Below are 13,189 nucleotides of genomic sequence, written 5' to 3' on the forward strand. Positions count from 1 at the left end.
GGGCAGACGGGACTTTCGCAACACGCCCTAGACGCCCACCGATCCCGCACACCGATCCCGCACGCCGGCTGATGCGAACCGGTGCGGCCACGGCCCGGTCCGACGGCTCCTTCGCCGTCGGGCCGGGCCGTCATGCGTGGGGCGCGGGCGCCTCTATTGCTGCTAGCGTGCAGTTGCACATCAGTGGCAATAGTGTCGGAGGATGTTGGACATGGCGGTGTACACGCTCCCGGAGCTCCCCTACGACTACGCGGCGCTCGAACCGGTCATCAACCCGCAGATCATCGAGCTGCACCACGACAAGCACCACGCGGCGTACGTCAAGGGCGCGAACGACACGCTGGAACAGCTGGCGGAGGCGCGGGACAAGGAGCAGTGGGGTTCGATCAACGGCCTGGAGAAGAACCTGGCCTTCCACCTCTCCGGCCACATCCTGCACTCCATCTACTGGCACAACATGACCGGTGACGGCGGCGGCGAGCCGTTGGAGAAGGACGGCGTGGGCGAGCTGGCGGACGCCATCGCCGAGTCCTTCGGCTCGTTCGCGGCCTTCAAGGCGCAGCTGACCAAGGCGTCGGCGACGACGCAGGGCTCCGGCTGGGGCGTGCTCGCGTACGAACCGCTCAGCGGTCGCCTCATCGTCGAGCAGGTCTACGACCACCAGGGCAACGTCGGCCAGGGTTCCACCCCCATCCTGGTCTTCGACGCCTGGGAGCACGCCTTCTACCTCCAGTACAAGAACCAGAAGGTCGACTTCATCGACGCGATGTGGGCCGTCGTCAACTGGCAGGACGTGGCGCGCCGTTACGCCGCCGCCAAAGAGCGCGGCGACAGCCTGCTGCTCGCCCCCTGAGCGTGATGACGCATGGCGCCGCGACCGTGGCGGCGTCCGCACCGACGTCCTGCTCGTGATCGTCTTCTCAACCTTCACATGCAGGCGGTAGGAGGAAGGGCTCCCGCGAGGACGTGACTCGCGGGAGCCCTTCTGTCACCCGGCCGCCGGCAGGACATGGTCGCCGACGTTGTCGGTGCTCAGGCACAGCGAGCAGACGACGGCGTCATGGGTCTGACACGCGGCCAGATCGGGCCGCTCGTACGGCTGGTGGCACACGTGGCAGTCGAACATCACGCCGCTCGGGTTGCCGTCGGCGTCGAGCATCGGCTCCTCGATACCGTCGTCGGTACGGCGCAGGTAGTACTTGCCCCGGGTGACGATCGCCATGATCGGAGTGAGGACGAAGGCGATGAGGGCGGCGGCGACGGGGGAGTACGGCTGGAGGGTGTCGCCGAGGGCGTGGAAGTACATGGCGATGGACAGCCCGGACGCGGCGACGAAGGCGACGACCCCGACCGGGTTGACGGCGTGGAGCATGCCGCGGCGGAACTCGGGGGCGTGCGGGGAGAGTTTCAGCAGGTACTTGTTGACGCCGATGTCGGTGGCCACGGTGACGACCCAGGCGATGGCGCAGTTCGAGTAGAAGCCCAGGATGCTGTTGAGGAAGCTGAACATGTCGGCCTCCATCAGCGCGAGCGCGAAGGCCAGGTTGACCAGGACGAACACCATACGGCCCGGATAGCGCCTGGTGACGCGGGTGAAGGAGTTCGTCCAGGCGAGGGAACCGGAGTACGCGTTCGTCACGTTGATCTTGATCTGGCTGATCACGACCAGGGCCACGGCCAGCGGCAGCACCGTCCAGGACGGCAGCATCGCGTCGAAGGCCCCCTTGAACTGCTGGATCGGCTCGGTGGCGACCGCCGGCCCCACCTCGGCGAGGACGTACACGGCGAGGAAGACACCGATGGCCTGCTTCAGCGCGCCGAGCACCACCCAGCCGGGACCCGCCATGACGACCGCCGTCCACCAGGCGCGCCTGTTCGCCTCGGTCTTCGGCGGCATGAACCGCAGATAGTCGATCTGCTCGCCGATCTGAGCGATCAGGGACAGGCACACGCCCGCACCGAGCAGCACGGAGGCGGTGTTGACGGCCCCCTCGCCGTCGGTCCCTGCGTAGGAGAGGAACCGGTCGACCGTCCCGGGGTCGGTGGAGACGAGGTACACCAACGGGGCGACCATCAACAGCAGCCAGATCGGGGTCGTCCACACCTGGAGCTTGCTCAGCGCCTTCATGCCGTAGACGACCAGCGGGATCACCATGAGGGTGGACACCAGATAGCCCAGCCACAGGGGCATCCCGAGCCCCAGCTTCAGGCCCTGGGCCATGATCGAGCCCTCCAGCGCGAAGAAGATGAACGTGAAGCTCGCGAAGATGACGCTGGTGAGCACCGAGCCGTAGTACCCGAAGCCGGAGCCGCGGGTGATGAGATCCAGGTCGATGTTGTAGCGGGCGCCGTAGTACGCCAGCGGGAACCCGGTCACGAAGATGACCACGGCGGCGACGGTGATCGCCACGAGCGCGTTGCCGGTGCCGTGGGCGAAGGCGATCCCGGCGCCGATGGAGAAGTCGGCCATGTACGCGATGCCGCCGAGCGCCGTGGTCGCCACCACCATCGGGGTCCAGCGGCGGTAACCGCGGGGCGCGAACCGGAGGGTGTAGTCCTCCAGGGTCTCCCTGGTCGCCTGGCTCGTGGCGGCTCTCGCCGGGTCCGTGGTGGTCAGCCGTGACTCGGTGGTGCTCATGGGCACGCCTCCTTGGTCGGGTTCGGTACCGGTGGGGGACGGTCGTGGCCGCGGCTGCCGGGAGGGGAAGGCGCGGCCCGGATCCCGGGGATCAGCCGCGCTCGGCGTGGAGGACGGTTCGCATGCGCAGACAGCCTCGCGTCCATGCCACGTGACGCTAGGCAGCGGTCGTAACCCCTGGGCGCGCCCCGGATGAACCCGATGTTTCGGAAGGCTCTCGGGCCCGTCCCTTCCGCACCGGCGCGCCATGGCCGCTTCACCCGGCAGCCGTCGCACAACCATCCGGTGTTTCCCGGTGTCTTGGAGGTGAGTCACACCCGTGCGAGGCGTCTCGATGTCGCTCGCGCTTTGAGGAGGAGCACCGTGGGAATCCGCCGACCTGCCGTATCGACCGCCGTGGCCGCCGCCCTGATCGGGTCGTTCGGCGTGCCGCTCGTCGCGGGCACCGCGTCCGCGAAGGACGGCGTCGCGACCGTGCGCGAGGACTTCGACGGGGACGGCTACCAGGACGTCGCCGTCGCCGCCCCGGGCGCGAGCGTCGGCGGCCATGCCCGCGCCGGATACATCGCGGTCAGCTACGGCTCCCCGCAGGGCCTCGACCCCAAGCGCACCAAGGTCATCACCCAGGACACCACCCACGTGCCCGGCGCCTCCGGTGACAACCACGTCTTCGGCTACGCGATGGTCGCCCGCGACCTGGACGACGACGGCCTGACCGACCTGGCCGTGGTCGCCCGCGACTACCGGCCGGAGGACAACGTCAACGGGTCGGTGACCGTCCTGTGGGGCCGGAAGACCGGCCTGTCCGGCGACGGCGCCGTCCGCGTCGGCGCACCGGCGAACGCCCAGGTCGGCGACGACCTCACCGCCGGCGACTTCGACGGCGACGGATACACGGACCTGTTCATGGGCAACGGGAACGAGTACGACTTCCACGACGTCCTCTACGGCCCCTTCGGCCGCAACGGCGCCCCCTCCCGCACCCAGCAGGTGCAGGTGTACAGCACCGACAACTCCATCAACTCCACCGCCACCGGCGACTTCAACGGCGACGGCGTCGAGGACCTCGCGACGTTCTACGTCTACGAGAACCACGCCGAGGGCGGCAAGCTGTGGCTCGGCTCCAAGTCCGGCCTGTCCAACGTCCCGCAGCGGCTGAACTCCGCGGCGGGCACCGCCGTCGCCGACTTCGACCGCGACGGCTACGCCGACCTCGCCACCCGCGTCTTCCTCAACGGCGACACCGAGGGCACCGAGGAGGACCCGGGCACCGTCAAGATCTACTACGGTTCCGCGTCCGGCCCCAGCCAGACCCGTACGCAGACGATCACCCAGAACACGGCGGGTGTGCCCGGTGTGAGCGAGAAGGGCGACCAGTTCGGCGGACGGTTGCACGCGGGCGACGTGAACGGCGACGGATACCCCGACCTGGCCGTCGGTGTCCCCGGCGAGGCGATCGGTTCCAAGGCCAGGGCCGGCGCCGTGGTGCTGCTCAAGGGCGCCAAGGGCGGGCTCACCGGCAAGGGCGCGCAGGCGTTCCACCAGGACACGACGGGAGTCCCGGGTGCCGCGGAGTCCGGCGACGTGTTCGGCGCGGCGCTGCGTCTGCTCGACATGACGGGTGACGGCAGGGCGGACCTGGTCGCGGGCGCGCCGGGCGAGAACCTGGGCAGCGTCGTGAACGGCGGCGCGGTGTGGCTGCTGCCCGGCACGGCCTCCGGCCTGACCGCCGCCAAGTCGGTCGCGGAGAACCCGACGGACATCGGGGCCCCGGCGCCGAGGGCGCTGTTCGGCGCGAACCTGAGCGGCGACAACGGCGCGGGAGTGGTGATCCCGTAGCCGACGAGCCGACGAGCCGGCACCGGGGGCACCCTCAGTACTGTGGCGTCGCATGACGGACACGGACACGGACACGGACACGGACACGGACACGGACACCGGCACCGAGATCGACACCGGCACCGAGATCGAGATCACCGCAGACCTGGTCCGCGACCTGCTGAAGGAACAGCACCCGGACCTCGCCGGGCTGGCCGTCCGTGAGGTGGCGGGCGGCTGGGGCAACCAGATGTGGCGCCTCGGGGACGAGTTGGCCGTACGCATGCAGCGCATGGACCCCACTCCGGAGCTCCAGCTGAAGGAGCGGCGGTGGCTGCCGGTGCTGGCCCCGCGCCTGCCGCTCCCGGTGCCGCGCCCGGTGCGGTTCGGTGAACCGTCCGAACGCTTTCCCAAGCACTGGACCGTGATGACGTGGGTCCCCGGTGAGCCGCTGGACCACGGCTCGATCAGCCGCGGCGACCACGCAGCCGACACACTGGCGGGCTTCCTCCGGGCGCTTCATACGGAGGCGCCCGCAGAGGCGCCGGTCTCCACCGACTTCGGCGCCCACCCCAGGGACTGCACGGACGGCTTCGAGCACTTCTTCGAGGCCGTCGTCCCCGACGACATCGCCGCCGACGTCCGGGCCGTCTGGGACGACGCCGTCGCGGCCCCCGCTTGGGAGGCTCCGCCGGTGTGGGTGCACGGCGACCTCCATCCCGCGAACGTCGTCGTCTCGGGCGGAACGCTCACGGGCGTCGTCGACTTCGGCGCCCTGTCCGCCGGTGATCCGGCATGGGACCTGGCCGCCGCATGGGTCCTGCTGCCCGCGGGCGCGGTCTCCCGCTTCTTCGACACGTACGCGGAGGCCGACGAGGCGGCGATCCGGCGCGCCCGCGGGCTGGCCGCCATGAGAAGCCTGTTCCTGATGCTGATGGGCCGGAACGGAGACCGAGGCATCCCCGGCGGCAAGCCCCACTGGGGCCCCAGGGGCCGAGCGGCGCTGGACCGTGTTCTGAACGGCGTTTGACGCGATCTGGCCGACGCGGGCCTCGACGACCTCATTGAGTCGGCGTCACCCTGAAACTGAGGATCCGCAGCCTGGCGGGCGAGCCCGGTGGGCCCGAGGGGCATGGCTCGCAACCGCGATGTCGAAGTTCCTCGAGCTGGCTCCGGCGAGGTGCTACCAGGACGAAGAGCTTCTGCGGACACCCAGCAGACCCTTCCCGGACCGGGACAGACACCGGTCAGCAGACCCCGCAGCCGGGCGGCGAGGGCGGGGGCGTGATCCCGCCTGCGTCGCTCCGCGGTCGGCGAGGGCGCGGACCTTGGTCCCGATCACGTCCTCCTCCGCGAGGACGGGGCCGTACGGGCTCTGGGCGACCGGCCGCCAGAAGATCTCCTTGAGGATGTCGACTTCGCATTCCTGCCCAGTGGCCGGGTCGGCCACGGTGAATCGGGCGGACAGCGGGGCGGTCTCCAGCGCCTGCACCTTCCAGCCGCGGGCTTCCAGGCCGGCGCGGAGCGTGGCGGCGATGTCGGCCATGGGCGCCGGGTTCTCGGTGGCGACGTCGAGGTCCTGGCTGGGGCGGTTCACGAGGCGGTGTGCCCGCATGGCGTATCCCCCGGTGAGAACCAGTGGATACGGGGAACCGAGCGCGATCACATCCGCCAGGAGCCGCGTGTGCAGCTCCGGCATGTCCGTCACGCGGCTGCCCGGGTGCGGGAGGCGAGCTGGGGGAAGGCGTCCTCCCACACGGTGCGCACGGTGCGGCCGACGAGGGTGCGCAGCACTGGCCACAGCTGGAGGAGCAGGTCCTGGTTGAGGTAGCGGGGCAGGTCGTCGTGCAGGCCCTCGTGCAGGACGGTGCGGTACAGGCCCATGCGCTGGCGAGGTTTGTCCAGGTCGTAGGAGGTCATCCCGGACCATGCAAGGTGCAGCGGAAGCTCCACGATGCCGTGGGCCGGTCCGCGCAGCTCGTCCAGGGACTCCGGCAGACGGCGCCGGAACTTTTCCCGGTACAGCGCGAGGTCCTCGGCGTCTGCACTCGAGAGGTTCCTCGGCCCGGGTGCGGTGTGCTGCGGGTGGGAGGCCATGCCTCCATTATGACGGCCGCCGAAGCGGTGCGGGTCGTGAGCGAGCAGGACATGCGATGCCGATCGCTTACACACTCGACCTCGCACGCGCCGTCGAAGGCCGTTCCTGCACATGCTGACGTCGACTGCGTTCGCGGGCTCGAGAGTGACGGGTGGCTTGGCGCCGGCACCGGGAGGCCGCACAGGGACGGGGGCTTGTGGCTCCATTCATGGAGCCAATGTCCCTGTCTGATGTCCGTTGCGGGTGCAGCAAGGTCGGCTGGCCAGATGCCGGGCGGGGAACGGGGCGGAGTCGAAGTGACAGGCGCAGGACCTGTGTCGTCAGCCGATTCTCCCCAACGGCTTCAGGAGGGTGAAAGACCTGGTCAGAGGCTTAACCGAGGCAGGTAGGCGAGATCCTTTGCATCACTTCTCCCCCAGGGACTCCCCAGAGCCGATTCTGGCCCGATCCGTACCCGTGCGAGAGCAAAGGCCGCAGAAGAACTGAGCTCGGCAAGAGGGACTCAGAGCCAGTCCCGTCGCTTGAAAATCACGTACAAGCTGACGCAAACGATACCCATCAAGCCGATCGCGAAGGGGTATCCGAAGGTCCAGCTCAGTTCCGGCATGTGCGTGAAGTTCATGCCGTAGACCGTGCCGACCAGGGTCGGGGCGAAGAGGATCGCCGCCCAGGAGGAGATCTTCGTTGAAGTCGTCACCCTCATGGCGCTGACCTGCACGGATCGCCTTATGAGGGGGGCTGACCTGGGGCTTTGCTCGTTTCCGCTGCTTTCACGGTGACGCCGTTTTACGCGGTCGATTTGGCGTGAACGTCACTGGATACCGCACCTTCAGGGAGGCGAGGTTCGCCGGCATCTTCGAGGGTCAATCGCAGTTCGGACTCGGGGTCCGCGCCCGTCTGCCCTTCTGGGCGCTGCACTGGACGGGTATCTCGTGGTGGACGTGGCTCCCACCTGGTGAGTCACCGCCGCTGACTGCAGCCGTCCTGGACCGCCACGCGCGTGGTCCGGGAAAGGGAGGTGCTTTCGGTCAGGACCCTTGTGACACGGTGGTGTAAACGGATGGTGTGGGCCGGACGGCATCGGAAGTCGTGTCCGGTTCTGTTTCGCCGGCCGGAGGCGGCAGCGTGCCCAGGTGGGCCTCGACACGGGAGCGCAGGAGTTGGTACTCCGCCCAGCGGCGGGGCAGTGGTCCGGCAGGACGCCGGACCACGCGGGCGCCGCTGACGACCTGGCCGCACTGGAACTGCTCGCGGGTCAGATCGAGCTCGACACCGCTGGGCAGGCGGTTCCACCAGTGGTAGCCGTAATGTTCACCGCCCGAGTGGACATCGCCGAGCATGAGATCGCCGCCGAAGATGTCGTGCAGGACGAGCGCGGTGACGTCGCACTGACCCCAAGAGGGGTTGTCCGGTTGCCATCCGGCGCTGGCCAAGTCGTCGAGTGAGCACGTGTCAGCCGACCAACTGGCCCGCAGCGCAAGGTCGATCTCGTTCAAGGTCCAGAGCGTCATGGGAAAGAGCATGTCAGACAAGCTGACGCACGGCGGTCAGGGAGCCGAGGCAACGTCGGCCCCCGACTCGACTCTCGGGGCCGAAACCGCGTGCCGTGGACCTGCGCCGATCCCGGTCATCCCATGCGGGGGCCCGGTCTTCAGAACCCGGCGAGCAGCCGGGCCACGGCGGCCCGGTCGATCTTGCCGTTCGCGGTCAACGGAAGAGCTTCGACCGTCATCAGCCGCCCCGGGACGGCGTACGGGGGGCGGGCCGTCCGTACTGCCGTGAGGACCGACGCATGGGGGTGAGCGGCCCCGCCGACGACCATGGCACTGAGCCCGCCGGCCTCCGACGAGAGCCTGAGGCTCGTCCGGCTGCCGTGCGCCGGAGTCGAGCGCTCCGCGTCCTTCCCGCAGGCAGGAGGTGATCATCACGAATCCATCACACATTCTTCTTGCTTGACAGGGAGAAATATTCCATAGCGGAAGATGTAATGATTCATCAATCCTTAGCAGCTCAGGGGTGTCTGTGACACTTCGCCGGTGAGACATAGAACCGCACGCATACCCGGGTTCAGACACAGACCCGGGCACCGTACTGCCACAGCCGCCCTACTTGTCCTTGCCCTGACCGGTGGCGCGCTCGCCGCAGTGGGACAGGCGGCCGCCGACGACACCACGCCCCCGGCGGACACCGTCACGGAGACTGTCGAGGAGCGTGATCTCGGCCCCGCGGAGGCCGATGGCGAGGCGACCGCACGGCTGCTCGCTCAGGCACAGGACCGTCGCATCGAGATCCTCTCCGCCCGAACCGAGACCGGCTCCACGTACGCCAACCCCGACGGCACCCTCACGGCGGAGGCGTTCGCCGCGCAGGTGCGAGTGAAGGAGGACGGGCGGTGGAAGGAGCTCGACACCTCGCTGTCCGACACCGGTGCCGCCCTCACGCCCGACACCGCGGCCGCCGACATCAAGGTCTCTGACGGCGGGGACACCGCCCTCGCCTCGGTCTCCGAGGACGGCAGGACTTTCGGGCTCGGCTGGGCGGAGAAGCTGCCCAGCCCCACGGTGGACGGTGACACCGCCTCGTACGACATCGGCGCGGGCGAGACACTCGAAGTCACCGCGCTGCCGCAAGGGTTCTCGCAGAACGTCCTGCTGGAACAGGCACCGGCCGAGCCGGTGTCGTACCGGATCCCGCTGGAGCTTGACGGGCTCACCCTCGCCGAGGCGGACTCCGGGCATCTGCTGCTGACGGACCCCTCCGGAGCGCTGGTCGCCGAGGCACCCGCGCCGATGATGTGGGACTCCAGCCGGAACGAGCTGTCCGGCGAGCCGGAGCGCCAGGCCCGGGTCGACGCGGACGTCGAGACCGCCGCCGACGGCCGCCAGACCCTGGTCCTCACCCCGGACGCCAGTTTCCTCGCCAAGGCCACGTACCCCGTGACGGTCGACCCGACCTCCACCCTCGCGGTGACCACGGACACCTGGGTGGCCACCAATTACACCGACTCGCAGGTCTCCTCCACGGAGCTAAAGTCGGGGACGTACAACGCCGGTGACACCAAGGCCCGGTCGTATCTGAAGTTCGACGTCTCGGACTTCGCGGGCAAGCACATCACCGACACCAACCTGGCCCTCTACTCGTACTGGTCCTCGTCCTGCTCGACCGCAGGCCCCGGCACCCAGATCCGGCGGATCACCTCCACCTGGTCCTCGTCGACCGTCACCTGGGACGAGCAGCCGTCAACGACTGCAGCGGGCGCGGTCACCAGCACCGCCGCCAAGGGCTACTCGGACGACTGCCCGGCCGGCACGGTCAACTTCGACGTCGACGACATCGTGCAAGACTGGGCCGACGGGGCCACCAACTACGGCATCCAGGTGCGCGGCGCCAGCGAGACCGACTCGCTGACCTGGCGCCGTTACCGGTCGGCGAACTACATCTCCGGCGACGCCGCCGTCGAGCCGCACCTGACCGTCACCTACAACTCGTACCCGAGCACGGCTGCCCAGATCCTGCCGCTCGCCTCTGCCGTCACCCCCGACGCCACCCCCACCCTGTCGGTCAGGGCGAGCGACGCCGACGCCGACCAGCTCCGCTACACCTTCGAAGTCTGGGACAACGGCCTGACGACCCGGAAGACCACCGGCAACTCCCAGTACCTACTCCCCGGCCGGACGGGCACCTGGACCTCCGGCACGCTCGCCCCAGGGACCTACAAGTGGCGGGTCAAGGCGTACGACGCGACCGACCTGTCCCAGTCGTGGTCGCCCTGGCGGACCCTGACCGTCGATCCGACGGCACCGGCAGCGCCCGACATCACCAGCACCAGTCACGCCTCGTCCACCGGCTGGTACAACACCAACAACTTCGCCGGCACCCTCACAGCCGACGACACCAGCGGCATCGACGGATACGCCGTGAAGATCGACCGCTCCCCCGCGACCGGCGCCGGCACCACGGTCACCCAGACGTCCGCCACCGTGAACGCCGCCGACCTGGCCGACGGCACCTGGTACGTCCACGCCGCCGCCCGCAACAAGGCGGGCTTGTGGTCGACGACCCAGAGCCTCCCGTTCAATATCGACACCACCGCCCCAGAGACCCCGACGGTCGCCTCCTCCACGCATCCGCTCGATACGGGCACGTACACGAGCCGCAAGGCCTCCTTCACCTGGACCGCACCGGCCGACGCCTCGACCGTGTCCGCGTACGCCGTGAGCGTGGACCAGAACGCCTCGACGCTGCCGTCGAGCAGCTCGACCACCCAGACAGCCCCCTCCCTCACCACCACGGTGAGTGCCGACGGCACCTGGTACTTGCACGTTCGGGCCAAGGACAAGGCGGGCAACTGGTCCTCGTCCGCCGCCCATTACGCCTTCGGAGTCGACTCGACCCTCGCCCTGCTGCCGACCGTCAGCTCGACCACCCACCCAGACCAGGCCGCCGCCTACAAGGCGACCGCTTTCACGGCGACCTGGGCAACGAGCGCCACCGCGGCCGGCTACAGCTATGTCCTGGACGCCGCGTCGGGCACGGTCCCGAACACCACCACCGACTCAACCACCGCGTCCTACACAGGTACGGTCACGGAGGGCACCTGGTACCTGCACGTCCGCGCGGCCGACGCCGCCGGGACATGGGGACCCACAGCCCACTACCGCATCGCCGTCGACACCACCGCGCCCGCCGCCCCCACGGTCTCCTCGCCGGACTTCCCCGAGGCCGTCTGGGCCGGTGACGCGGGCGACACCGGAACGTTCACCCTGACGTCCGGCGACAAGAGCCTGAAGTCGTTCACCTACGCGCTCGACGGGGGCACGGCTACGACGGTCACCGCGGCCGCAGCGGCCGAGGCGATCGACCTGACCCCAGCGAGCGACGGCAGCCACAAGCTCACCGTCACCGCCACCGACAAGGCCGGCAATACCTCCGCCGCCACCGCCTATACCTTCCACGTCGGCGGCGCCGGGCTCACGGCCCCCCTGACCGGAGAGGAGGCCGGGCACTCGGTCACGCTCACCGCGGCGGGGCCGGCTGATCTGACGGGGGCGACCTTCCAGTACCGGCGGGGTGACAACGACACCTGGGCGGACATTCCCGTCTCGGCCGTCAGCCTCTCCGCGGACGCCTCCCCGGTGACGTGGCCGGTCCCCATGACGGGCGGAGTTACGCCGAACCTGACCTGGGACACCGACGCGCTGGCCGACAACGGGAAGCTGCAGCTGCGGGCGGTCTTCACCGGGGCGAACTCTCCAGCGCCGTCGGACACGGTCGAGGTGCTGCTGAAGCGGGTCAACGTCACCGAGGAGAGCACTGACCTGGACAGCCTGACCGAGCCCACCACGGTCCAGTCCTACGCCCTGGAGGCGGCTGAGGAACGCGCCGAGGTGTCCGCGGACACGCTCGCACCGCCCTACCTCGACCAGGACACCGGCCACATCGTCGCCCCGGTCGCCGACTCCGGCGCCAAGGACGACGCGACGGCCGCCATCTCGCTGAGCGACGTACCGGTCGACCTGGGCACGGGCGACGGCAGCACGGAGGACACCGCCGAGGCTGCCGACGGCACGACCACGACCGAGGACGACGTCGCCGACGCGGCCGCCACCACCGACGCGACGGTGACCCCGGTCACCGAGGTCGTCGCGCACAGCCAGGCCGAACTCGACTCCGTCGCCGACGAGATCCTCTACCTCGACGAAGATGACGTCACCGGCGCCGCCGCCCTCACCTCCGCCCGGGTCGACGCCGAGTCCAACAAGGTCATCGTCGAGATCGCGGCCGAAGACGACGGTCTCGCGGACCGGCTCGGACAGCGCTACGGAACTGACATGATCACCGTCCAGGTCAACCCCGGCGTCACCCAGATCAACGAGACCGCAGACCGCTGGAGCGACAAGAACCCGTACAAGGGCGGAGCCGGCTACGAATCCCACTGGCCGGCCGGGGAGGCCGCCAACAAGTTCTCGGCCTGCACCACCGGGTTCGCCTGGACCTACAAGGGCAACCCCTACATCATCACCGCCGGGCACTGCACAACCCTCGATGGCTGGATGGACAGCTGGGACAAGACCGCCCCCGACAACTCGGTCAGCGTCGGAAGCGTCGACTACGACAACTACTCAAACAGCAAGGGCTCGGCCAAGCTCTCCGGCCAGAGCTACTACTCCGGGGACCTGTCGCTGATCCACGTCTACGAGAACAGATACAACGTCTCCGCCCGCATCTACAAGAAGGGCTCCACGCTGCGCAGGGTCGAGAACCGGTGGACCACCCGCTCCCAGAAGGCCGAGCAGTTCTGCACCGGAGGCGCGCGGAGCTCGGAGGTCTGCGGCTGGAAGGTCACCGAGACCAAGAAGCGATGGAAGTACGGCAACGGAGACGTCGTCCAGAACATCACCATGGCAGAGAAGAACTCCGGGTCATGCGTCATCGGCGGGGACAGCGGAGGCCCCGTCTACACCGTGAAATCCAACGGCTACGTCTTCGCGAAGGGCATCATCTCGGGCGCGGGATGCAAGTCCCTAGCCGACGACGGCGAGTGCAGCGATGCCTGGGACGGCAAGTGCACCGTACTCTTTACCGACATCTCCCTGGCGGAGAAGGCGCTTCCGGGAGGGGTAAAGAAGTGGTGA

At 69.0% G+C, this 13,189-nt stretch carries 8 protein-coding genes and 3 pseudogenes; 5 read left to right on the forward strand and 6 right to left on the reverse strand.

Annotated elements, in window-relative coordinates:
* Positions 1-211 precede the first annotated feature (211 nt).
* Positions 212-853 (forward strand): superoxide dismutase, encoded by a 642-nt coding sequence (locus SMA5143A_RS02650; RefSeq protein ID WP_107461204.1) that lies wholly within the window; start codon positions 212-214, stop codon positions 851-853.
* Positions 854-988: 135 nt separating this feature from the next.
* On the opposite strand, the gene SMA5143A_RS02655 is transcribed toward SMA5143A_RS02650, so the two are convergent.
* Entirely contained in the window at positions 989-2,638 is a 1,650-nt protein-coding gene (locus SMA5143A_RS02655) for a purine-cytosine permease family protein (RefSeq protein WP_107461205.1), read from the reverse strand.
* Between the two features lie 363 nt (positions 2,639-3,001).
* On the opposite strand from SMA5143A_RS02655, the gene SMA5143A_RS02660 reads away from it, so the two are divergent.
* Positions 3,002-4,477 (forward strand): FG-GAP and VCBS repeat-containing protein, encoded by a 1,476-nt coding sequence (locus SMA5143A_RS02660; protein ID WP_107461206.1) that lies wholly within the window; start codon positions 3,002-3,004, stop codon positions 4,475-4,477.
* Positions 4,478-4,529: 52 nt separating this feature from the next.
* Positions 4,530-5,486, forward strand: a complete 957-nt coding sequence (locus SMA5143A_RS02665; RefSeq protein ID WP_258193245.1) for an aminoglycoside phosphotransferase family protein — start codon at positions 4,530-4,532, stop codon at positions 5,484-5,486.
* A 270-nt stretch (positions 5,487-5,756) separates the two neighbouring features.
* Here the strand turns inward: SMA5143A_RS02665 and SMA5143A_RS02670 are convergent.
* The 3 genes and pseudogenes from SMA5143A_RS02670 to SMA5143A_RS02680 form a co-directional block, all read right to left on the reverse strand.
* A pseudogene (locus SMA5143A_RS02670) lies at positions 5,757-6,155 on the reverse strand (nucleotidyl transferase AbiEii/AbiGii toxin family protein); the annotation flags it as partial.
* A 5-nt stretch (positions 6,156-6,160) separates the two neighbouring features.
* Positions 6,161-6,553: a hypothetical protein gene (locus SMA5143A_RS02675; RefSeq protein ID WP_107461207.1), complete on the reverse strand. Its 393-nt coding sequence runs from the start codon at positions 6,551-6,553 to the stop codon at positions 6,161-6,163.
* A gap of 503 nt (positions 6,554-7,056) precedes the next feature.
* Positions 7,057-7,236: pseudogene (locus tag SMA5143A_RS02680) on the reverse strand (CorA family divalent cation transporter); the annotation flags it as partial.
* Between the two features lie 119 nt (positions 7,237-7,355).
* Between SMA5143A_RS02680 and SMA5143A_RS44970 the strand changes: the two are divergent.
* Positions 7,356-7,513 (forward strand): annotated as a pseudogene (locus SMA5143A_RS44970) (AMIN-like domain-containing (lipo)protein); the annotation flags it as partial.
* Between the two features lie 69 nt (positions 7,514-7,582).
* Here the strand turns inward: SMA5143A_RS44970 and SMA5143A_RS02685 are convergent.
* Positions 7,583-8,065, reverse strand: coding sequence for a YunG family protein (locus SMA5143A_RS02685; RefSeq protein ID WP_308812018.1), 483 nt, complete (start codon positions 8,063-8,065; stop codon positions 7,583-7,585).
* Positions 8,066-8,205: 140 nt separating this feature from the next.
* Positions 8,206-8,376 carry a hypothetical protein gene (locus SMA5143A_RS42845; protein ID WP_181361691.1) on the reverse strand — a complete coding sequence of 57 codons (171 nt, stop codon included), beginning with the start codon at positions 8,374-8,376 and terminating at the stop codon, positions 8,206-8,208.
* 322 nt (positions 8,377-8,698) lie between these two features.
* Here SMA5143A_RS42845 and SMA5143A_RS02690 point away from each other — a divergent pair, with 322 nt between their 5' ends.
* Complete coding sequence (locus SMA5143A_RS02690) at positions 8,699-13,189, forward strand: DNRLRE domain-containing protein (RefSeq protein WP_107461208.1); 4,491 nt, start codon at positions 8,699-8,701, stop codon at positions 13,187-13,189.

This window comes from Streptomyces sp. MA5143a (genome assembly GCF_900290235.1).
GTDB lineage: Bacteria > Actinomycetota > Actinomycetes > Streptomycetales > Streptomycetaceae > Streptomyces.

Excerpts from the sequence above, each read along its gene's own strand:
- SMA5143A_RS02650 (WP_107461204.1), top strand. The coding sequence starts at position 212 with ATGGCGGTGTACACGCTCCCGGAGCTCCCCTACGACTACGCGGCGCTC.
- SMA5143A_RS02655 (WP_107461205.1), bottom strand. The coding sequence starts at position 2,638 with ATGAGCACCACCGAGTCACGGCTGACCACCACGGACCCGGCGAGAGCC.
- SMA5143A_RS02665 (WP_258193245.1), top strand. The coding sequence starts at position 4,530 with ATGACGGACACGGACACGGACACGGACACGGACACGGACACGGACACC.
- SMA5143A_RS02675 (WP_107461207.1), bottom strand. The coding sequence starts at position 6,553 with ATGGCCTCCCACCCGCAGCACACCGCACCCGGGCCGAGGAACCTCTCG.
- SMA5143A_RS02685 (WP_308812018.1), bottom strand. The coding sequence starts at position 8,065 with ATGACGCTCTGGACCTTGAACGAGATCGACCTTGCGCTGCGGGCCAGT.
- SMA5143A_RS42845 (WP_181361691.1), bottom strand. The coding sequence starts at position 8,376 with ATGGTCGTCGGCGGGGCCGCTCACCCCCATGCGTCGGTCCTCACGGCA.